This is a genomic window from Sphingomonas sp. BL2 (assembly GCF_056680015.1).
Window position 1 is genome coordinate 1,096,001 of record NZ_CM155261.1, and the last position, 21,166, is coordinate 1,117,166.

General features: G+C 66.0%; 16 protein-coding genes. 6 read left to right on the plus strand and 10 right to left on the minus strand.

All coding sequences use genetic code 11. From position 1 onward, the window contains the following. Positions 1 to 328: 328 nt before the first annotated feature. From AC1ME3_RS04985 to AC1ME3_RS05005, 5 genes are read right to left on the minus strand one after another with little or no spacing between them, the layout of a single operon-like run. Positions 329 to 1,357, minus strand: a complete 1,029-nt coding sequence (locus AC1ME3_RS04985) for a c-type cytochrome (protein ID WP_480955101.1) — start codon at positions 1,355 to 1,357, stop codon at positions 329 to 331. Next, the gene (locus AC1ME3_RS04990) at positions 1,354 to 1,974 is read right to left on the minus strand and encodes a cytochrome c oxidase assembly protein (RefSeq protein ID WP_480955102.1); all 621 of its coding nucleotides are present in this window, start codon (positions 1,972 to 1,974) and stop codon (positions 1,354 to 1,356) included. The genes AC1ME3_RS04985 and AC1ME3_RS04990 overlap by 4 nt, the downstream gene beginning before the upstream one ends. Continuing rightward, positions 1,971 to 2,372 (minus strand): hypothetical protein, encoded by a 402-nt coding sequence (locus tag AC1ME3_RS04995; RefSeq protein ID WP_107952930.1) that lies wholly within the window; start codon positions 2,370 to 2,372, stop codon positions 1,971 to 1,973. Before AC1ME3_RS04995 ends, AC1ME3_RS04990 begins: the two co-directional genes overlap by 4 nt. Continuing rightward, the gene (gene ctaD / locus AC1ME3_RS05000) at positions 2,369 to 4,915 is read right to left on the minus strand and encodes a cytochrome c oxidase subunit I (RefSeq protein ID WP_480955103.1); all 2,547 of its coding nucleotides are present in this window, start codon (positions 4,913 to 4,915) and stop codon (positions 2,369 to 2,371) included. Before ctaD ends, AC1ME3_RS04995 begins: the two co-directional genes overlap by 4 nt. Beyond that, a complete protein-coding gene (locus AC1ME3_RS05005) occupies positions 4,912 to 5,880 on the minus strand; it encodes a cytochrome c oxidase subunit II (protein ID WP_480955763.1) in 969 nt (322 codons plus the stop codon). Before AC1ME3_RS05005 ends, ctaD begins: the two co-directional genes overlap by 4 nt. A 253-nt stretch (positions 5,881 to 6,133) precedes the next feature. On the opposite strand from AC1ME3_RS05005, the gene AC1ME3_RS05010 reads away from it, so the two are divergent. The 4 genes from AC1ME3_RS05010 (at position 6,134) to AC1ME3_RS05025 (ending at position 10,942) form a co-directional block, all read left to right on the plus strand. Then, positions 6,134 to 7,915: a sensor domain-containing phosphodiesterase gene (locus AC1ME3_RS05010; RefSeq protein ID WP_480955104.1), complete on the plus strand. Its 1,782-nt coding sequence runs from the start codon at positions 6,134 to 6,136 to the stop codon at positions 7,913 to 7,915. Positions 7,916 to 8,077: 162 nt separating this feature from the next. After that, a complete protein-coding gene (locus AC1ME3_RS05015) occupies positions 8,078 to 8,446 on the plus strand; it encodes a phosphonate transporter (RefSeq protein WP_480955105.1) in 369 nt (122 codons plus the stop codon). A 10-nt stretch (positions 8,447 to 8,456) separates the two neighbouring features. Next, positions 8,457 to 9,746 carry a GGDEF domain-containing protein gene (locus AC1ME3_RS05020; protein ID WP_480955106.1) on the plus strand — a complete coding sequence of 430 codons (1,290 nt, stop codon included), beginning with the start codon at positions 8,457 to 8,459 and terminating at the stop codon, positions 9,744 to 9,746. Further along, positions 9,743 to 10,942 (plus strand): AMP-binding protein, encoded by a 1,200-nt coding sequence (locus tag AC1ME3_RS05025; RefSeq protein ID WP_480955107.1) that lies wholly within the window; start codon positions 9,743 to 9,745, stop codon positions 10,940 to 10,942. Before AC1ME3_RS05020 ends, AC1ME3_RS05025 begins: the two co-directional genes overlap by 4 nt. A gap of 10 nt (positions 10,943 to 10,952) precedes the next feature. Here AC1ME3_RS05025 and AC1ME3_RS05030 read toward each other — a convergent pair whose 3' ends face one another. Further along, complete coding sequence (locus tag AC1ME3_RS05030; RefSeq protein ID WP_480955108.1) at positions 10,953 to 12,479, minus strand: alkaline phosphatase D family protein; 1,527 nt, start codon at positions 12,477 to 12,479, stop codon at positions 10,953 to 10,955. A gap of 165 nt (positions 12,480 to 12,644) precedes the next feature. Here AC1ME3_RS05030 and AC1ME3_RS05035 point away from each other — a divergent pair, with 165 nt between their 5' ends. Next, a complete protein-coding gene (locus tag AC1ME3_RS05035) occupies positions 12,645 to 14,933 on the plus strand; it encodes a TonB-dependent receptor (protein WP_480955109.1) in 2,289 nt (762 codons plus the stop codon). A gap of 135 nt (positions 14,934 to 15,068) precedes the next feature. On the opposite strand, the gene AC1ME3_RS05040 is transcribed toward AC1ME3_RS05035, so the two are convergent. The 4 genes from AC1ME3_RS05040 to AC1ME3_RS05055 all read right to left on the minus strand — a co-directional run bounded on the left by AC1ME3_RS05040 (position 15,069) and on the right by AC1ME3_RS05055 (position 19,195). Continuing rightward, positions 15,069 to 15,602 (minus strand): CarD family transcriptional regulator, encoded by a 534-nt coding sequence (locus AC1ME3_RS05040; RefSeq protein ID WP_056053923.1) that lies wholly within the window; start codon positions 15,600 to 15,602, stop codon positions 15,069 to 15,071. Between the two features lie 206 nt (positions 15,603 to 15,808). Next, complete coding sequence (gene fdxA, locus AC1ME3_RS05045; RefSeq protein WP_031393648.1) at positions 15,809 to 16,150, minus strand: ferredoxin FdxA; 342 nt, start codon at positions 16,148 to 16,150, stop codon at positions 15,809 to 15,811. 251 nt (positions 16,151 to 16,401) lie between these two features. Continuing rightward, complete coding sequence (locus AC1ME3_RS05050) at positions 16,402 to 16,695, minus strand: RNA-binding S4 domain-containing protein (protein ID WP_480955110.1); 294 nt, start codon at positions 16,693 to 16,695, stop codon at positions 16,402 to 16,404. A 7-nt stretch (positions 16,696 to 16,702) separates the two neighbouring features. After that, a complete protein-coding gene (locus AC1ME3_RS05055; protein ID WP_480955111.1) occupies positions 16,703 to 19,195 on the minus strand; it encodes a helicase-related protein in 2,493 nt (830 codons plus the stop codon). A gap of 453 nt (positions 19,196 to 19,648) precedes the next feature. Between AC1ME3_RS05055 and AC1ME3_RS05060 the strand changes: the two genes are divergently transcribed. Further along, positions 19,649 to 21,136, plus strand: coding sequence for a M23 family metallopeptidase (locus AC1ME3_RS05060; protein ID WP_480955112.1), 1,488 nt, complete (start codon positions 19,649 to 19,651; stop codon positions 21,134 to 21,136). The last annotated feature ends 30 nt before the right edge of the window (positions 21,137 to 21,166 follow it).

Here is a 21,166-nt window from a genome sequence, read left to right on the forward strand (position 1 = left end):
ATCCCCGGGCACGCCGCCCGCTGACATCACAGCGAAGCAGCGGCCGCGACGTTCCGTGCGCCGGAACCGGGGGGTAACTCGTGATCAGTACAAAGATGTGCTCGCCCACCACATCGGCGACGCGACGCTGCGTGTCGGCATAGTTGGGTTCCTGGCCGACGGTCATCGCGTAATTTGCAAGCCTGCCGGACACCCGCATAATCAATAGAATCTACCGACGACTGCCCGAAAAGCGCTGGGTCCCTAGGCGATGCCTAAAGCCCAGCAATCCGGGGCTGCCGGCTGCGCGTCAGCACTACCGCAGTCGCTGACGGAGCGGCCGGACGGATCAGCGGCCCGCGAGGTAGCGTGCGAGCGGATCGATCATGTCCTCCGGAATGCGGCGGGCGATGACCGGCATCGTCGACTGCGACTTTCGTGCGTCGACCACCGTCTCGTCGCCGCGCCAGTTGCGGAGGCGTTGTGCGATGTAGCTGGCGCGCTGGCCGGCGAGTACCGGGTAGGGTTTCCCGGGGGCATGACAGCTTGCGCAGGCGGGGAGCTGGACCTTGGGCAGGCCTTCTCGATCGATCTTTGCCGCTTCAAGCGAACCTGACGGTGTTGCACGGCCGATGCCGGGCATCGCCGCGAAGTGATCTGCCAGCCGCGCCATCTCTTCCGGCGTCAGCGTCGCGGCGGCGTTTGCCATCACCGCGCTTTGCCGCTTGCCGGTTGCATATGCTTCCAGTGCGGCGCGGAGATACGCGCGGCTCTGGCCGCCCAGTACCGGCATGTCAGGCTGGCCGCGACCACGCCCATCTGCGCCGTGGCAGCCTGCGCAGGTGGCGATTCTGGCATCGGTGACGCCGGGCACTTCGGTCAGCGAGCGATAGGTCGCGGGCGACATTTCCGGCAGCAGGCGGACGAACGCGACCATGCGGCGGACTTCGTCGTCGCGGTCCTTGGCGGCCCAGCCGGGCATGCCGGTGTATTTGACGCCGTGCTTGAGAATCCAGAAGATCTGCTTGTCGGTCCAATCGCGCGCGTTGATCGACAGGTTCGGAGCGGGTGGCGTCGCCGCCTGCATCACCGGCAGCGGCCGCACACCAGGGGCGCCGTGGCACGAGGCACAGCTTGCCTTGAACAGGCCGGCGGCACTGACGAGGCCTTCGTTCGCCTTGGGATCGTCGGGCGTGGTGACCGCGGCGTAGGTGCGGACTGAGTTGCGCATCGTCCAGTGGAGGAACCAGTCGGTGATCTTCCAATGGCCCGACGATGCGGCGATGTTGAACACCCCCGACCAGGCGAACAACAGCCCGGCCAGTGCCAGTCCGACGATGGCGGCGGCGGCGCGCGCCCAGGTTATCCGGATCGTCATGCGGTCGCGCTCCGTGTCTTCAACAGTCCGCCGAGCATCGCGAGCCCGCCGATGAAATAGCTCGCCGCGCCGACCATCAGCATGACGACGCCGCCAAGCTGCTGGTCTTCGAGTGCGTCGAGGCCGTGGATCGCCGGGTGCATCGCCATCATCGCGTAGAGGGGGCGCGGGGCGAGGCCGATCAATGCGCCGAGCAGGGTCATGTGCATTGAGGTCAGCAGCAACGCTGCCACACCCGACGCGCGACGGTCGGTCGCACCGCCGATGCGGGTCCCGAGAACTGCGCTCCAGAGAAGGACGCCGGCGATGATGAAGCTGGCTTGTTCGATGAGCAGCGCGAGCGGCTGCATGTCGACGCCGAGCCTCAGCGCGGGGAGGTGCCAGAGCCAGACGACGACGAGTTCGACGAGCGACATCGCGAGTGGGGTCACGACCGTCGGCCAGCGCTCGGCGGGATCGAAGCGGCTTCCCGCGATCCCGTACGCGAGGAACGGCGCGGCGACGGCGACCGCTATCATGTGACCCGCCATGTGGCCGACCATCCCAAGCGGCGCTGCGGCAAACGCCCAGCCGAGCGGGACTAGCACGGCGCCCAGTGCGAGGCTCGCGCGTCTCATCGGCAATCGCCGAACATTATGACCGGTAGCGCCGTGAAGATCACCGCGACGAAGCTCAGTCCCGCCAGCAACCGCGTCGACAGCGCGAGGAAGCGGAGGCGATCAATCGCGGTGCCCTGTTCGTGCGGCGCCGGATCGCCGGGCGTCTCCGACTGGACACGCGCGATATAGCCTGCCGCTACGATCCCCAGCAGCGCGACGATCGTCGCGATCAGCGTCGCGAGCGGGAAGCCGGTCAACGCCGTCCCCGGGGTCGACGATTTCGCGCAGGTTACCGCGACCCACAGATAGCAGAACAGGAAATGTACGGCCCAGATCGTCGGCGGGACGATCAGCGTCCACAACGTGACCTTCAGGTCGCGCGCCCAATGCTTCCGGTCAGACTTGGGCTCTGTCATGCGACACCCGGGAACAGGCCGATCGTGCAGAACGTCACGATGCCCGTCAGCGCGAGGAAATGGTGGTACACGGTGATGTTGCGCAGGTCCGCGTCGTAGACCGGCGTCATCTTGCCTGCGAGGCTGCGCGCGAGCGTGTAGGCCTGCATGATGACCCCAATCGCGGCGTGGACCGCAGTCCAGATCGCCAGCGTCCAGACGATCGCCGGATAGACGTGGAGTTCGGGATCCAGCCCAGAATACCACGGTCCCGCGAGCCCGGCGAACAGGCTCGCCAGCGTCGCGACGATCCCGACCACCAGCAGCGCGCGGCCCGCACCGACGTTGCCGCGGCGGTGCACTTCGCGCGCGCCGACGGTGGCAGCCCAGCCGGTGAGCGTCAGCGCCAGCGCGACCATCGGCCAGAAAACGCCCGGCCCGTTGAGCCCGACCCCGCTCGGCGGGAAGTCGTTGTGGATCGTCCAGAAGAAGAAATAGCCGAACACGAGCCCCGAGAACGCGGTCGCGTCCGCCATCATCGTGATGAACATCGCCCACCAGCCCGGCGCCGATGGCCCCGACGTATAGAGCGGCACCTCGATGCCGTGGCCGATATGCTTGGTCGGCTTTTCGGGGATCTCGGCGGTGCCGGTCCACAGCCACCACAGCACGCAGGCAAGCGTCGCGACGCCGCTGACCGCTGACCAGATGTAGAGGTGGTACGTCGTCAGGATGAACACGCCCGCGAGCGCAACCGCGGTCATCATCGGCTTCACGCTCGGCGTACCGAGGCGGATCACCTGCACCGGACGCGCGTCGAGCACGGTGGTGATGATCGACTCGCGCCGCATCTCCTCCGCGTCGGGCAGGAAGAAGCGGCCCTCGTCGACCTTCTGGACGAAGTTCTTCTGGTCCCAGATCGGATAGCGGCTCTCGATCAGCGGCACCGAGCGGATGCCCCAGTCCTCGTCGTCGGGCAGCGCGAGCCATTCGAGCGTGCCGGCGTCCCACGGGTTGCGCGGCGCCTTCGGACGGCGCGGCGACAGCGCAAGGTCGATGCAGACGATCAGTACGCCGAGCGCGAACATGTACGAGCCCGCGGTCGAGGCGAGGTTAAGCCCACCAATCCCGAGCTCCTCCGGATAGGTAAACACGCGCCGCGGCATGCCGAGCAGGCCAGACAGATGCATCGGGAAGAAGGTCAGGTTCATACCGACGAACATGATCCAGAACGCGATCCGCCCGAGCTTGTCCGACAGCTTCTTCCCCGTCACCAACGGCCAGTAATAATACAGCCCGGCGAACAGCGGCAGCAGCGTGCCACCGATCAGCACGTAATGAAGATGCGCGACGATGAAATACGTATCGTGCGCCTGCCAGTCGAACGGGGCGACCGCGACCATCACGCCAGTCAGCCCGCCGATCACGAACACGGCCAGGCTTCCGCTCGCGTACAGCAGCGGCGTCGACTTCTTGACGTTGCCCGCCCACAGCGTCGCGATGAACACGAAGATCTGCACGCCGGTCGGGATCGCCACCGCTTCCGACGCCGCGGCGAAGAAGGCGAGGCTGATCTTCGGCAGCCCGGTCGTGAACATGTGGTGGACCCAAAGCCCGAAGCTCAGGAACGCAGTGCCAACCGCGGCCAGAACGATCCACGGATAGCCGAGTAGATGGCGCTGCGCGAAGGTCGGGATCAGCATCGCGAACAGCGCGATCGACGGCAGGAAGACGATGTAGACCTCGGGGTGGCCGAAGATCCAGAACAGGTGCTGCCACAGCAGCGGGTCGCCGCCCTTCTCTGCGTTGAAGAACGGCCAGTTCAGCAGCCGCTCCATCTCGAACAGCACGTCGCCCGCGATCAGTGGCGGGAACGCGAACAGGATCATCACCGCGACGACCAGAATGTACCAGGCATAGAGCGGCATCAGGTTCAGCCGCATGCCCGGCGGGCGGCATTTCAGCACGCCGACGATGAGCTCGACCGCGGCGGCGACCGACGACACCTCGATGAAGCTCAGGCCCAGCATCCAGATATCCGCGCCTAGGCCGCTCAGATCGGTGCGCGTCGTCAGTGGCGGGTACATGAACCAGCCGCCATCGGGTGCCGCGTCGAAGAAGATCGAGCCTGACACGAAGACGCCGCCGATCAGGAAGCTCCAATAGCCGAACCCCGACAGCCGCGGGAACGGCAGGTCGCGCGCGCCGAGCAGCTGCGGCAGCAGGATGATCGACACCGCCTCGAACATCGGCACCGCGAACAGGAACATCATCATCGAGCCGTGCAGCGTGAACAGCTGGTTGAACGTGTTCGCCGTGACGAGGTCGTTGTTCGGCACCGCGAGCTGCGTCCGCATGATCAACGCGAGCACGCCCGCGAACAGCATGAACCCGAACGCGGTCAGCGTGTACCACACGCCGATCCGGTTGTTGTTGACGTCGGTCCAGCGGAAGAACCAGCCGGTGGGCGGCTTCCAGACTTCACGCAAACGATCTTCCTGGCCCTTGCGGACCGCGGGATCGTTCTGGTCGGGGGCGACGTACTGGGTGCTCTCGGTGGTCATTTGAGCCCCTGAAGGTAGCTTGCGATCTGGTCGGCTTCGGCGGCCGACATCTGCGGGAAGGCGGGCATCCGCACGCCGGGCTTGGTCTTGCCCGGATCGCGGACGAACCCGGCGATATTGGCATGCGTCATCGGCAGCACGCCCGCGGCGAGCGTCGGACGCGAGCCGAAGTGCGTCAGGTCGGGGCCGATCTTCGCGACCGGGCCGACGCCGCGGACGCTGTGGCACCCGCTACAGCCGTAACTTGCGAACAGGCGCGCGCCCGGCGTCGCAGTGACGACCGCCGGCTTGCGCTGCTCGGCGAGCCACCGCTCGAACGCGGCAGGCTCCATCGCGATTACGTCGAACGCCATCAGCGCGTGGCTGAGCCCGCAGAACTCCGCGCAGACGCCGCGGTACGTCCCCGCCTTGGTCGCGCGAACGACCAGCCGGTTGGTGCGGCCGGGGATCATGTCCATCTTGCCGGCGAGGCCCGGCACCCAGAAGCTGTGGATGACGTCGGGGCTGCGGAGCGACAGTTCAACGGTGCGGCCGACGGGCAGGCGGAGCTCGTTCGCGGTCTCGACAACCGAACCGCCCGGCGGCGCATAGCGGACGCGCCACCAGAACTGCTCGCCCTCGACACCGATACGCAGGTCGCTATTGGCCACCTCGCGCGGCCGCATCGCGGGCAGGGCGTAGAGCAACAGGCCCAGCAGCAGGATCGAAGGCCCGATGCCGCCGAGCCACAGTACCAGCTTCATCCCACCCTTGTGCGTCAGCCGACCTTCCGGCGCGCGCATCGCGTGGCGCATCAGCAGCGCGAGCCCGCCCGCGAGAATGATCGCGCCGATGACCAGGACGATGGTGATCGAGAGGACCTTGTCCGCCTCTTCGCCGAACGGCGCGAGCGTCGACTGGTGCCGGTTGCACGCCGCCAACAGCGGCAGGCACGCGCCCACGGAAAGAAAAATAGCCTTCCGCATCATTACCTTGCCACCCTTTTGAAGCGCGCTCCCTAGCCGCGGTCATGGGTCGAGGTAAACCAAAAATGACAAGTTCTTCATGTTTGGGGGCGTCGATCGTTTGGCGGCGCTGCGGCGCGATCCGCTTTCCCTGTTCGAGCCCCGTGCGAAATCAGCGATGTAAAGACTGCCTAATGTAGGTTTATCGCTCGTTTTCTAATGTAGATTAAACCATTAAGGTTCTGAATATAGAGGGGAACGTGAAAGGAATCGTGTGCGCGACCATCACGAAGAAGCCCGGCTAGATGCTCTGTATCAGCTGAAGTTGCTCGACACTCCGCCCAGCGAAGGATTCGATCGCATTACGCGAATGGCGAGCCAGATCTTTAGGCTCCCCGTAGCGGCGGTATCGCTGACTGACCGTGACCGCCAATGGTTCAAGTCACGCGTGGGCGTCGAGCATTGCAGCATTCCCCGCGAAAAAGCACCGTGCGCGCAGGTCGCTGAATCGGCGCAACTGCTGGTCATCGAGGATTTTCAGGTCGACCCTTGCTATGCCGACAGCGTGCTTGGCCGTGCCGGTACGCGGTTCTACGCCGGCGCGCCCCTGATCACGCGTGATGGCTACGGCCTCGGATCGCTATGCGTGCTGGGGACCGAACCCCGAAAGGCGACCGACGTCGAACTGGCCGCGCTCGTCGACCTTGCAGCAATGGTCATGGCGCAGATCGAATTACAGCACGCGTTCGGACGTATCGATCCCGTCACCGGCATGCCGACCCGGAACCAGTTCCGCGACGACCTGATGGATCTCGAGCGAGACCATCCGGGTGAGCAACGGTTCGCCGTCGTCGTCGATATGGCACGCGACGATCAGATCAGCCGGATCACGCGCGCACTGGGCCTGGCACGAGTCGACGACTTCATTCGCGAGGCGTCGCAGTCGCTCCGCGTGACGTTGGGACCGGGACGGATCGCGTATCAGGTGGGCAGCGCCCAATTCGCGTTCATCTCGCCGCCCGGAGTCGAACAACTAGCCTATGTGACGCTGCTTAAATCCAGCTTCGAGGCCATGCACGCATCGTCGTCCGTCCGCTTCGTCACCAACGTCGCGATCGGCGTACGATCGTTCATCGTCGGCAGCGTTTCGGCCGACGACGTCCTGCGCGGTGCAGCCAGCGCGGCGCAGGATGCACGCGGCACGGACGGCTCTATCGCGCTCCATTCTCCTGCGAACGACATTGCGCACCGCCGCCAATACGGCCTGTTGCAGGATTTCGGGGCGGCGCTCGAGGCGGGCGACCAGTTACGGCTGATGTACCAGCCGAGGATCGAACTGGCGACCGGCCGCTGCCTTGGCGCGGAGGCGCTGCTGCGGTGGCGCCATCCGAGACTGGGCGACGTATCGCCTGCCGAATTCATCCCGATCATCGAGCAGACGTCGCTGGCGCGACCGACGACCCAATGGGTCCTCGACGCGGCGATGGATCAACTGGTCGACTGGCAACCTGCGGGTATCCTGCCGGTACTGTCGGTGAATATCTCCGCTGCCAATCTCGCCGAGGTGGATCTGATCCACCGGATCCAGCTGGCGCTGCTGAAGCGGAACCTGCAACCGGAACGGCTGGAGATCGAACTGACCGAAAGTGCGATTATGGAACAGCCGGACCAAGCGCTGGCAATGCTGCGCGAACTCGCCGAAGCCGGTATCTGCCTGGCGATCGACGATTTCGGAACGGGGCATAGCAGCCTTGCCTATCTACAGCGGCTACCCGCGAGCATTGTCAAGATCGACCAGGCATTCATGCGAAACCTGAGCCGGGCAACGGGGCCGGATTTCGTGCTGGTGGAGACGATGATCGGTCTCGCGCACAAACTGGGATACCGTGTCGTCGCGGAAGGGATCGAAACGCCGGAGGCGGCGGCGATCCTGACGCAGTTAGGGTGCGAGGAGGTGCAAGGCTTCTGGTTCGCGCGGCCGATGGAAGCCGATCAGTTCGCGGCTTGGCTTTCTGATCGACGAACCGTGGAGGTCGCCGAACCACAGTATATCTGACCCGCGACGCGAATGATGCCGAGAAAGGCGGGGCCCATTTTCAGGCGCGAGCGTTCGGGCATGGCATTGCTTAAAACGTGATGTTGTCAGGCTTATAGCGTTGAACCGAAGGCAATATTTAACGATATGAAGGCATGACGCGTCGTCAGGGAGCTACGAACCGTGTCAGTGATTGAAGCGAGTTTCGAGTCGATACCGTTGCGCTATCTAGACGCCATGAGCGACCAGGAGCGTGACTCACTGCCGTACGGGGTCGTCGGCTTCGCCAAGGATACGATCGTTCAGACCTACAATGCGACAGAGGCTCGGCTATCGGGGCTCGACGCCGCAACCGTGATCGGTGTGCCGTTCTTCGAAGCGGTGGCGCAGTGCATGAACAATTTCATGGTGGCGCAGCGGTTCGAGGACGAGCCGGAACTCGACGCCATCGTTCCGTACGTCCTGACGTTGCGCATGCGGCCGACAAGGGTGCGGCTGCGATTGCTAGCGACAGCCGGGATACAGCGGCGCTACGTGCTCATCGAACGTTGAGGCCGGGCACATGACCGACACGTCCAGCGAACAGGAACTGCTCGAATTTCTGTATGCCTGTCCAGTCGGGCTGATCGAATGCAGCGCGGCGGGCGAGATCAGTCTGATGAACCCGCATGCGATGCAGCACCTGTTGCCGCTCGCCGGTGCCAGAGACGCCAGCAACCTGTTCTCGGCGTTCGAACAGCACGCACCGGAATTACGAAGCATGGTAGCGGCGTTCGTGCCAGCCACCGGTCGTATCTGCGATGGTCACCGCATTTTCGTCGAGCTCGGGCCGGGGCGGCAGGGCCTGATACCGAAGGTGCTGGCCTGCACGCTGGTCAAGCTGGGTCCGGATCGCTTGATGGCGACGCTGGCCGACATCAGCCAACAGGTCGTCCAGGAGAACCGCTTGCGTCAGGCGGATACCTGGTTTGCCACGCTGCTGGACGATGTCGACGGGTATGCCGCACTGACGATCACGCCCGAGGGCGAGATCGCATCGGCCAATAGCTGTTTCCTGCGGCAGACGGGGCATGCACCGGCCGACGTCACCGGCCATAATCTGGCCGATGTGTTGAGCACGGACTTGGCCGGCGACGACATGCGTCTCGACGAGCAACTGGTGATTGCCGGTCGGGAGGGTTGGCATCTGCAGGAGGGATGGCAGCAACGTGCGGATGGCGAACGCTATTGGTGCCAACGGCTGGTGGTCGCGCGCTCCGCTGGCGATCCGCTGAAACCGCCCCGGTTCTCTGTCATCTTGCGCGACGTGCCGCGACGCGAAGCCGCCACCGGGGATCTGCGGCGACTGCTCACTTGCGATCACCTGACCGGCGCCGCCAACCGGCGCCAATTCAGTCAGGCGATGGCCAAAGCACAGGCACGCTGGCGCGATCTGCGCGAACCAATGGCGCTGATCGCACTGGACCTGGATCATTTCAAGGCCGTCAACGACAGCCACGGACACCCCGCCGGCGACACCCTGTTGTGCCGGGTGGCCGAGGTCTGCACGGCGCTGCTGCCCCCGAGCGGCGTCTTCGCGCGCCTGGGTGGTGAGGAGTTCGGCGTCCTCCTCCCCCGCTACCGTCTCGAACAGGCAATGGCGCTTGCCGAGCGACTGCGCGTCGAGATCGCGACCGTCGCGGTCGAGACGTCGACCGGTGTATTGCATGTGACTGCGAGCCTGGGTTGCGCGACGCTGGAGGAAGCCGATGGCTCGATCGACGCGCTGATCGCGCTGGCGGACAAACGCCTTTACGCCGCCAAGCGGGCGGGTCGGAACCAGGTTTTCGATACCCAGTCCGACGCGGCGTGACGCCAGACGAAAGCGTCATCGACCGCGCCGGCGTGTTCGCGCTCCAACGATCCGCCGCGCACCGGATCGCCTGCGCGGTCGTCGCAGCCGAGATACGCCGTCTGCGCGCTGGCGACGTGTCCCGTTTGCCGGTGGTCGACTGGTCCGAGGATATGCCGATCGGCGACCAGGGTCTGGAGCTCGACTCGATCGAGCAACTGGGCGCGCTTGGCGCGCTGGCGGAGACGTTTGGCCTGGACGACGACCGGCTCGGTACGGAACCACCGGCGCGGGTCGGTGCATGGATCGACTGGATTCTTGCAGCCCTAAACGCTTCCGACCCCCAGGTGACCGTTGCGACTTCAGGCTCGACCGGGACGCCGCGTCTTTGCCGTCACGCCCTTGCCGATCTGCTCGACGAGGCCGCCTGTATGGGCGCACGGTTTGCGGATCGGCGACGGGTCGTCGCGATGGTTCCTGCGCATCATCTGTACGGCATGGTCTGGACTGCGCTGTTGCCGGGCACGCTGGGCATACCCGTCGTCGTCCGGACGATCGGCGCGGCGCTCGACCTGACGGCGGGTGATATCGTCATCGCGGTACCGGAGCAGTGGCTGGCCCTGTCGCGGATCGTGAAGCGTTTTCCGGACGATGTCGTCGGCGTCAGTTCGGCGGGCGCGCTCGAAGATCACGTAGCGACCAGCCTTTTGGCGATGGGGTTGGCCCGTCTCGTCGATGTCTACGGCGCGTCCGAAACCAGCGCGATCGCGATCCGCGAGGTGCCGGCGTCCACGTACGACCTGTTGCCGCGCTGGCATCTGGCACCGCGCGACGATGGCGACTGGGACCTCGTCGATCGCGACGGTGCACGGGTCGAGTTTCCCGACAGGATCGACCGAACGGGAGATCGCACGCTACGACCGATCGGGCGGCGTGACGGGGCCGTGCAGGTTGGCGGGCATAATGTCTGGCCGGACCGGGTCGCCCGGATCTTGTGCGATACCGACGGTGTAGCGGACGTCGCGGTGCGGCTCGATACGAACGGTCGGTTGAAAGCGTTTATCGTCCCGGTCGATGGGCGAGACCAGGCCGACCTGTCCGCTGCGCTCGATCGCGTGGTCGCCGACAGGTTGACCGCTCCCGAGCGACCTAAGAGCTTTAGCTACGGCAGCAGCCTTCCGCGCGGCGAGATGGGCAAGCTGGCGGACTGGGTTTGAGGGACTGCGTTCAGCTTGTTGCCGTCATCCGCCGCGATCCGGACGAGGACGTGAAGGTCCCTCCGGACCGAACGACGCTGTCGGCCCGCGTACGGTCGGCGATCATGCGAAGGTCCGCGTGGACGGCGGACCGGTCGATATCCAGCCTCACCCATCCGGCATGATCGACGTCGTGGAATCGTATGTGTGGATTGTTGCGTTCCACGTCGCCGAACCGCCCGGCGGGTGGCGATGCGGCGCCAAGTGCCGAGGTGACGATCTCGCTGCCGATCGGCGCGCCGCCGGGTCCGTCCAGGTCGTTGACCCAGAAGGAATGCACGTCGCCGCTGAGTACTACCGGATTGCGTACCGCCGGTCGGCGCATCTCGGTGAGAAATCGCTCGCGGTTGGCAGCATAACCGTCCCATTGGTCGCTGAAGGTCGATCGCCGCGCACCGTCCAGCCATAGCGGTGCGAAGAACACCTGTTGCGCGACCAGCGACCAGGGCCGGTGCTCGCGCGCTAGGCGATCGGACAGCCACCGTTCCTGCGCCGCCCCCATGATCGTCCGAGCCGGGGCCGCAGCCTCTGCGCACGCGTCGAGCTTCACGTTGCGCGCGACGTTCGGCGCGGCACAGGGTGGTGCACTCCGATACTGCCGTGTGTCGAGCACCGACAGCGAAGCTAGGTCCGCCCAATCCACGCCCCGATACAGCCGCGGTTCGCGCTTGCCGCGCCAGAGGCTCGGGCGGATCGGCATATGCTCGAAATATGCCTGGTACGCCGCGGCCCGCCGAGGTGCGAACAGCGCCGGGGGAAGGCCTTCTCGGTTGGCGAGCCCGGCATAGTCGTTCAGCACCTCGTGATCGTCCCACGTCACTACCCAGGGACACGCGCGATGGGCCGCCTGGAGGTCGGGGTCGGTCTTGTAAAGCGCGTGACGCTGGCGATAGCCGGCGAGATCGCGTGGTTCGGGTGCTCCAAACTCGCGGACGCGCGTACCGTCGGGGTAGCTTTGTTCGTAGATGTAGTCGCCGAGTTGCAGGATGAGGTCGGGCTCGGCGGCGACGATGTCGCGGTAGACGCCGAACCGTGCCTGCTCCCAATGCTGGCACGACGTCACCGCAAGCCGCAGCCGGTCCGCGACCTTCGGCACGGTGGCCGCGCGACCGACCGGGCTGGTCGCGCCGAGCGCATGGAACCGGTACCAATACAGGCGTCCCGCAGGCAATCCGACGATCTCGACATGGACCGAATGCGCGCGCTCGGGATGCGCGAGGCCCTGCCCGGAGCGGACGATGTGCCGAAACGCGGCGTCCTCGGCGATTTCGTACCGGACGATCACCGCCGATGCTGCGAGCGGCTCTGCGCGAGCGCCGACCAGCCGGGTCCATAGCACGAAGCCGTCGGTATCGGGATCGCCGCTCGCGATACCCAGCGCGAACGGGTCGGCATCGCTGCGCGCGGCGGCGTCGACCGTGATCGAGGGAAGCGCGGCAAGCGAGGCCATTGCGCCCAGCACGGCACGCCGATGCCACAGGAAATCGGGTTTGGTCATGGGGTTGCCTATCGCCGTCCGATGACCAGCCCATGACACTTCGACGAAACGTCACAATTCCGTAGCGTCACCGTAACGAAAGCGACCCGAGCGACAGTTAGGCGGGCGACAACGATTGCCGCTCCAGCGGCGACGCTCCAAATATTCAACAGGCGGGACCCTCCAGTGATTTCGAAGACGCTTCTGCTTGCCTCGGCGAGCGCGATGCTGGCCATTGCCGGCTCCGCTTTTGCCCAGGTTACAGCCGCCGCCGCGCCTGCGCAGGACGTGCCCGATACCAACGGCGAGATCGTCGTCTACGGCACCGGCAAAGTCCGCCAGGAACAGACGGTGTCGCGCAAAGCGATCGAGATCCTGCCGCCGGGCAGTTCGCCACTGAAGGCGGTCGCCCGCCTGCCGGGTGTCGCGCTCCAGAGCTCGGATCCGTTCGGTAGCTACGAGCTCGGCACGCGCCTGTCGGTGCGCGGATTCAACCAGAGCCAGATGGGCTATACGCTCGACGGCGTCCCGCTGGGTGACATGTTCTACAACGGCCATAACGGTCTCCACGTCAGCCGCGCGATCGCTGCCGAGAACATCGCCCGCGTCGACGTGTCGCAGGGCGCCGGCTCGCTCGGCATCGCCTCGACCAGCAATCTGGGCGGCAACCTCGAATTCGTCTCGCGCGCGCCGTCGCAAGTGGCCGGCGGCGAGGTCGCGCTGACCTATGGCATGTACGACACCGTGCACCTGTACGGCCGGCTCGACAGCGGCGAATTGTCGACCGGCACGCTGCTGTCGGTGTCGGGCGTGATTCACGACGCGAGCAAGTGGAAGGGATACGGCAACCAGTCCGACACCAAGGTGAACGGCAAGATCGTCCAGAAGCTGGGCGATGCGACGCTGACCGGATGGCTCAATTACTCACTCCACAAGGAGCGCAATTACGCCGACCTGTCGCCCGCGACTCTCAAGCGGATCGGCTACGGTCTCGACTTCCTGCGCCCCGACTATGCGACCGCGATCCTGCTGTCGCAGGTCAGCGCGAACCAGACCGCCGCCGCCGCCAAGCGCGCGCTGCCCTTCCCGACCGCCGGGGTCGTGTTCCCGACGCCCTACACCAACGTCAACGACACCTATTACGACAGCGGCGGCGTGCGTCGCGACTGGCTCGGCGCGATGACGCTGGACGTGCCGGTCGCCGACTGGCTCGACGCGACCGCGACATACTACCATCATTACGACAAGGGCAGCGGCGGCATCTACACGCCCGCCGTGTTCTCGCCCGACGGCTTCGCGCTATCCGTGCGTACGACCGAATACGGCATCAACCGCGACGGCGGCATCGCCAAGGCAACCGCACGCCTCGGCGACCACACGCTGCAGGTCGGTTATTGGCATGAGGACAACCAGGCCCGTACCGATCGCAATTACTACGCGGCGAGCCTCAACAACCGCCCCGACGTCACCGATTTCCTGACCAACCCGTTTCGCAGCGACTTCCTGACCGACCTAACGACGGTCACGAACCAGTATTTCGTCAGCGACAGCTGGAAAGTTCTGGACGCGCTGACGGTCGCCGGCGGGTTCAAGGGCACGCGCGTCGCCAACGGCATCACGACGACGTTCGGCACACCGTTCATCAACGGCAAGATCGCCGCCAAGGACTGGTTCCAGCCGCAGGTCGGAGCGACCTACAAGCTCGGTCGGCAGGAGTTCTTTGCCAATTATGCCGAGAACATGCGCGCGTATATCAGTTCGTTCCGCGGGCCGTTCGGCACGACGCAGGTCGGGTTCGAGGCGATCCGCGACACGCTGAAGCCCGAGACCTCGCGCACTATCGAAGGCGGGTGGCGGTTCGATCTGGGCAAGCTTCGCGGCGTGATCGCGGGCTATGACGTCAAGTTCAAGAACCGCCTCCTTGCGGCGTTCAGCGGCGCGAACATTCTCGGCAACCCCAGCATCCTGCAGAACGTCGGCAGCGTGACCAGCCGCGGGGTCGAAGTCGGCGCGACCTATCAGGTGGCCCACCCGCTCGCGCTGATCGCCTCCTATTCGTACAACGACAGCACGTATGACGACGACACCGTCAACGGCGCTGCCTTCGTCGCGACCAAGGGGGTGCGCACCGTCGATACGCCGGCGCATCTCGCCAAGGGCGAGATCAACTACGACGACGGCGTATTCTTCGGGAACGTCGCGGGCGCCTTTACCTCGCGGCGCAACGTCACCTATACCGGCGACGTGACGGTCAAGGGCTACACGCTGTTCGATGCTGCGGTCGGCTATCGCTTCCCGGTGACGAGTGCGCTCGCCGGCGTAGAGATCCAGGTCAACGCGGTGAACCTCACCGACCAGAAATACATCGCTGCGCTGGGATCGGGCCAGTTCTTCAACACCGCGGCGTCGCTCAACAACACGATGCAGGCGGGGTCGCCCCGCCAAATATTCGGGACGGTCCGCCGGCGCTTTTGATGCGCCTGGAAGCGCACGGGGAGGCCGAATCGCAAGTGCCCCTTTGGGGCGGTCGCGCTCGATCCCCGGATCGAGACGCATAAAAAAGGGCGGCCCCGCAGGACCGCCCTTTCATCTCGTCAAAGCGCCCGGCGGTTAAGCCGGCACCTTGTCCTTGTTGTAGATCGCGGCCGCGGCGCGGAGGATGTCGAGGATCTTCTCCTGCGCCTTGGGCTCGTCGAGCTCTTCCATCGCCGCCAGTTCGCGCGCGAGGCGGCTGGTCGCGCCTTCGAAGATCTGGCGCTCGGAATAGCTCTGCTCGGGCTGGTCGTCGGCACGGAACAGGTCGCGGACCACTTCGGCGATCGACACGAGGTCACCCGAATTGATCTTCGCTTCATATTCCTGCGCACGGCGCGACCACATGGTGCGCTTGACCTTGGGCTTGCCCTTGAGCGTGTCCATCGCCTCGCGCATCGTCTTGTCGGACGACAGCTTGCGCATGCCGACGCTTTCGGCCTTGTTGGTCGGTACGCGGAGCGTCATGCGCTCCTTCTCGAACCGGAGGACGTAGAGTTCCAGTGTCATGCCGGCGATTTCCGAGCGCTGGAGCTCGATCACACGGCCGACTCCGTGCTTGGGATAAACGACGAAATCACCGACATCGAAGGACAGTGCCTTGGCAGCCATTTGGGGCCTTTCCGGATCAGGCCTCGCCGCGACGCCTCGACGAAGGACTCGTCGCTGCTGCATCGGGGGAGGGATAGGTCTAACTCACGCCAGGCGCACGACTATCGTCATCGCGCCCGTCGCGGACGTGAGTAGCAGCTTTGCAACAAAATTACCAGCCGCACGTACGCCGCACATGGCATACGGCTTGACCTAACTGGGATCAATCAGTCGCCCGCGCCCGGCTCCGGCGAGAAATACTTGTCGAACTTGCCCTCGACGCCCTTCATCGCGTCGGCGTCCGGCGGCGTCTGGTTGTCGTTGCGCGTGACGTTGGGCCATTGCGCCGAGAACGTCGTGTTCAACTCGAGCCATTGCTCAAGGCCGCTTTCGGTGTCGGGCAGGATCGCTTCGGCGGGGCATTCCGGCTCGCACACGCCGCAGTCGATGCACTCGCTGGGATTGATCACCAGCATGTTCTCGCCTTCGTAGAAGCAGTCGACCGGGCACACTTCCACGCAGTCCATGTACTTGCAGCGGATGCAGGCATCGGTGACGACGTAGGTCATTGCAGAACTCCTGGGCCGGATTCCTTTCCGGCGACGAACGCGCCAGCGACTATGCGCGCCTACCCCTCGCGTCAATCATAGCAAGCCTTCTGCGAGACGTTATCAGGCTTTGCACTCTCGTATCCTCCCCCGCCAGGGGGAGGTGGCTGGCACTTACTAGGCGGAAAGGGAGGAAAGGAAAAACCTCGGTTGCGTATCCTCCCCCTCCGTCACCGTCGGCGCCACCTTCCCCTTGCGGGGGGGGATCGAATTTATTCCGAAGCAGGACCGCGGATCGTGCCGGCGGGCGTCCTTCCAGCGATCAGGTCCTGATAGCACGCCTGAGCTTCGGGGGCGGGGCCGCGGCGCGAGGGGAGCGCTTCGACACGGATCACCCGAACCTGATCGGCCACTGCAAACGTCAGCACGTTGCCGACCCGTACCGGGCAATGCGCGCGATCGATCGGACGGCCGTCGATGCGCAGGTGCCCCTTCTCGGCGATCGCCTGCGCGGCGCTGCGCGTTTTCGCGAGCCGCACGAACCACAGGAACCGATCGATCCGCATCGCGCCTTCAACCATGGCGGACCAGTGCGGCTAGCCCGGCAAAGGCATTCTGCCGCGACGGATCGATCGGAGCGGGCGCAACGGCGCGTGCAGGCGGACGGCCGCGCCACACCCAGCGCGGTGTGTCCCCCGCCAGCGCCTTGAACCCGAGTTCGGCCATCAACCGCTCCAGCGATGCCGCATCGACGCCGATCGAGGTGGCGAGCGCCGGATCGGGCGCGAACGGCGTGCGACCCTGCCGCGAATCGTGCGCGGCCCGCGCGATGCGCTCGATCAGGTCGATCCGGACTGCCTGGAGTCCAAGCGGACGGAACCCCGCCTCCAGAACCGCACCCGTGCTGCCACGCGTCAGCACGGTCGCCCCATCTCGCGGGGCGGCTATCGTCGTACCGCGAGCCGCCGCGAGGATGCGCCGCCAACGCGCCGACTCGGGCTTGAGCAACCGCGCGTCGAACAGGTCGAGCGCGCCGACCGTAATGCCGATTTTCCGCAACCGCTTGCGCTCCTCGGGATCGATCGCGTCGAGCGCGAGCCGCATCGGCAACCGCGGCAGGATCCCGCCAGCCTCCTCGATCGCACTGGCGACCGCGCGCAACGCCGGCGTCGCCGCGGGATCACGGCTCAATTCGGCGAGGTGGACCAGCACGGCAATCCGCCGCTTCAGCATTCCCGCAAGCCACAACGCCAGCCGCGCCTCGATCCGATCCCGCGCGGGCTTGCCGAGGCAATCGAGCGACCGGTCGAGAATCAGCTTCGGGCGCGCGAACGACGGCCCCGCGCCAAGCTTGGCGACCGGGTGACCCGCCCAGATGATCTGCGCTGCATCGTCGAGCGCGATATCGGCGTCCGGCGCATCGACCAGCGATTGCCCGCGCCGCGACCGCTCGCCGGTCAGCCGCTTCTCCGCCGCCGCGAGCAGCAGCCGCTTGTCGCTCGCGCGGGCGTCCGCGGCGACGGTGAAGCGGAACCCGTCGAGGCGACCGATCGGATGATCCTCGACCATCACCTCGCCCTCGGGCCCGATCACCACCGGCAACGCGCCCGCATCCGCACCGATCTGGCGCATCAACGCGGTCGTGCGCTTGTCGACGAAGCGCTGCGTCAGGCTCGCGTGCAGCGCATCCGACAGGCGTTCTTCGAGCGCGGCGGTGCGCGCGGCCCAGAGCGTCGGCTCCGCCAGCCAGTCGGCGCGCTGCGCGATATACGCCCAGATCCGCGTCGCCGCGATCCGCCCGGCGATCACCGGCACGTCGCCCGCCACCGTATCGAGCCGCGCGATCTCGTCCGCGAACCATTGGTGCGGGATATGCCCCCGTCCCTCGCTGAGATGCCCGAACACCCGTGACACGAACCGAGCATGTGGATCAAGGCCGACTTTGCGGAAATCGGGCAGGCCGCAAGCAGCCCATAGTCGCGCGACCATCGCCGGATGCCGCGCGCGCTCGCGCACCCAGCCCTCCTCGGCCAGCCGCTTCAAGACGCCGAGGTCGAGCGCTTGCGGCGCGGCGCGCAAAATGCCAGCGGGCGGGCGCGCTTCGAGGCTTGCCACCAGCGCGTCGATGCTGGAAAAATCAGGCTCGCCCTGCCGCCAATAGAGGTTTTCGAGCCGCGGAAACCGGTGTTCCTCGATCGCCAGCACTTCCTCGGGCAGGAACGCGCCGGGACCATCGTCGGACAGCGCGCCGAACGTGCCGTCGCGCTGATGCCGCCCCGCACGCCCCGCGATCTGCGCCATCTCCGCCACCGTGAGGCGACGCTGGCGCTTGCCGTCGAACTTGTTGAGGCTGGCGAACGCGACATGCGCGACGTCCATGTTGAGCCCCATGCCGATCGCGTCGGTCGCGACCAAGTAATCAACCTCGCCCGCCTGGAACATCGCGACCTGCGCGTTGCGGGTGCGGGGGCTGAGTGCGCCCATCACGACGGCAGCACCCCCGCGAAGACGCCGCAGCATTTCGGCGACCGCGTACACTTCCTCCGCCGAGAACGCGACGATCGCCGAGCGCTTGGGCAACCGGCTGATCTTCTTCGCGCCGGCGTAGGTCAGCGTCGAGAATCGCGGCCGGTTGACGATCTCCGCGCCAGGGACGAGCTTCTTGATCATCGGCCGCAACGCCTCGGAGCCGAGGATTATCGTCTCCTCGCGCCCCCGCGCACGCAGCAGCCGGTCGGTGAAGACGTGGCCGCGCTCCGGATCGGCACCGAGTTGCGCTTCGTCGATACCGACGAAGGCGACGTCGCGGTCGGGCATCGACTCGGCGGTGCAGAGGAACCAGCGCGCGTCGGGCGGGACGATCTTCTCTTCGCCCGTGACCAACGCGACTCGGTTCGCGCCCTTTATCGCGACGACGCGGTCGTAGACCTCGCGCGCGAGCAGGCGCAGCGGGAAGCCTATCATGCCGCTCGAATGCGCGCACATACGCTCGATCGCGAGGTGCGTCTTGCCCGTGTTGGTCGGGCCGAGAACCGCGGTCACGCCAGCGGAGACTTCGTCGCTCATGGCGGGCAACATCGGGGGTAAAGTGGGCTGGCGCAATGACCTGGGTAGAATTGCGGGGTGTTGATGGGATGAATTGCCGGGTGCGCTCGATTGCTGAACCAGCGAGCGGAGAGGACGCGTTCACTTATATCCAACACCACCCCGGCGAAGGCCGGGGCCCAGTTGGGGAACAGGATTAACATAGCGCCGCGCTTCGTCACCTTGGCCTGCCCAACTAGGCCCCGGCCTTCGCCGGGGTGGTAGAAAGGATCGGTCGGTCTTCGAACCGGACAGTCAAAAGTCAGCGTATCCGTCTCCAAATCTCGTCCGCCCCGGCCCGAGCACGCCCCGCCGCCGCCAAGCCTCACAATCACACCGGTTAATTTGACTTTAGCATGTCCTCGCCACAACCCGACGCTCGCGCCGGGGATGAAACGGCGCACGAGAATTCGGACGATTTCAGGGCGGGCACGCGTGTATTTGCAGAAGGATCAGGCGCTGGAACTGGCGGGCGGCGGGGCACGCGGCTTTGGTCGTGCGCTCGATCGGCAATCGGATATCGCGCCAAATGCTGCGCCTTCGCGGATCGACTGGGTGCCCGATCTCGGCGCACGGATCGGTAGTCGCGACTGGTGGCGCGGTCTCGCGACCTGCACCGCGCTGTGTGCCGCGACCGTCATGCTGGCGCCGGGGTTCAAACCGCTGGTCGGTGCGGTGCCAGCGACGCTCGCTGGTGCCGAGTGGGAGGAAACGCGGGCGCAGGGCATTGCGCCGCTCGGCCAAGGCGCGACTACCGGGCGGCGGATGGCAGCCAACGATCTCGTCGCGCCGCTCGCCGACGTGCCCGAACGGCCGACGCTCGAACTGTCAGCGACGCTCGGCCAAGGCGATGCGTTCGACCGAGCGCTGATGCGCGCCGGCGTTGGCCGGAACGACGCCGAGGCTGCGGCGGCGCTGGTCGCGCAGTCGGTCGATCCGAAGGCCATCCCGGCGGGCACGCGGATCGCGCTGACGCTCGGGCGGCGGCCGGATCGCACCGTCGCGCGGCCGCTGGAGCAGCTTAATTTCCGCGCGCGGTTCGATCTGGCGCTATCGCTGACGCGCGGCGCGGGCGGGCTGACCGTGAACCGCAAGCCGATCGCGGTCGATACGACACCGTTGCGCATCCAGGGCCTGGTCGGCTCCAGCCTGTACCGATCCGCGCGTGCTGCCGGTGTTCCCGGAAAGGCCGTGGAGTCGTTCATCAAGGCTATCTCGACCCGGCTTTCGATCGGCCGCGACGTGACGGCGGCGGACACCTTCGACGTCATCGTGGAGCGTGAGCGTGCCGCAACCGGTGAGACCCAGATGGGCGACCTACTCTTCGCCGGGATCGATCAGGGCCGACGCAAAGTGCAACTCGTGCGGTTCGCACCCGGTGCGACGACCGTCGATACCGATGACGAGTCGAGTCGCGGCGGCTGGTTCGATGCGAACGGGCAGACCGAACGCCGTGCCGTTTCTGGCATGCCGGTCACCGGCCGGATCACGTCGAACTACGGCATGCGGTTCCACCCGCTGCTGGGCTTCACGCGAATGCACAAGGGCCTCGACATCGGCGCACCGTACGGATCGCCGATCCACGCGATGACCGATGGCGTCGTAGAATTCGCCGGGCGGACTGGCGGCTATGGCAATTTCGTCAAGCTCGTTCACGGTGGCGGGATGGCAAGCGGCTACGGCCATATGAGCCGGATCGCAGTGTCCTCGGGAACGCGGGTGCGCGCCGGCCAGGTGATCGGCTATGTTGGCTCCACGGGCATGTCGACCGGCCCGCATCTGCACTGGGAAGTGTGGAAAGACGGCGCGGCTATCAATCCGCGCTCGGTCTCGTTCGCGAACGTCGCGCAACTGTCTGGCGAGAAACTGTGCGAATTCAAGGCGAAGGTGGCGCAATTGCTGGCCGTGCGCGTGGGCGGGTAGCGGAGGCACGTTGAGAGCAGTCGCATTGCC

Bases quoted from the DNA above. Each gene is read 5' to 3' on its own strand.
- AC1ME3_RS04985 (WP_480955101.1), bottom strand. From the start codon at position 1,357: ATGACGATCCGGATAACCTGGGCGCGCGCCGCCGCCGCCATCGTCGGA.
- AC1ME3_RS04990 (WP_480955102.1), bottom strand. From the start codon at position 1,974: ATGAGACGCGCGAGCCTCGCACTGGGCGCCGTGCTAGTCCCGCTCGGC.
- AC1ME3_RS04995 (WP_107952930.1), bottom strand. From the start codon at position 2,372: ATGACAGAGCCCAAGTCTGACCGGAAGCATTGGGCGCGCGACCTGAAG.
- ctaD (WP_480955103.1), bottom strand. From the start codon at position 4,915: ATGACCACCGAGAGCACCCAGTACGTCGCCCCCGACCAGAACGATCCC.
- AC1ME3_RS05005 (WP_480955763.1), bottom strand. From the start codon at position 5,880: ATGCGGAAGGCTATTTTTCTTTCCGTGGGCGCGTGCCTGCCGCTGTTG.
- AC1ME3_RS05020 (WP_480955106.1), top strand. From the start codon at position 8,457: ATGACCGACACGTCCAGCGAACAGGAACTGCTCGAATTTCTGTATGCC.
- AC1ME3_RS05030 (WP_480955108.1), bottom strand. From the start codon at position 12,479: ATGACCAAACCCGATTTCCTGTGGCATCGGCGTGCCGTGCTGGGCGCA.
- AC1ME3_RS05040 (WP_056053923.1), bottom strand. From the start codon at position 15,602: ATGGCTGCCAAGGCACTGTCCTTCGATGTCGGTGATTTCGTCGTTTAT.
- fdxA (WP_031393648.1), bottom strand. From the start codon at position 16,150: ATGACCTACGTCGTCACCGATGCCTGCATCCGCTGCAAGTACATGGAC.
- AC1ME3_RS05050 (WP_480955110.1), bottom strand. From the start codon at position 16,695: ATGCGGATCGATCGGTTCCTGTGGTTCGTGCGGCTCGCGAAAACGCGC.
- AC1ME3_RS05055 (WP_480955111.1), bottom strand. From the start codon at position 19,195: ATGAGCGACGAAGTCTCCGCTGGCGTGACCGCGGTTCTCGGCCCGACC.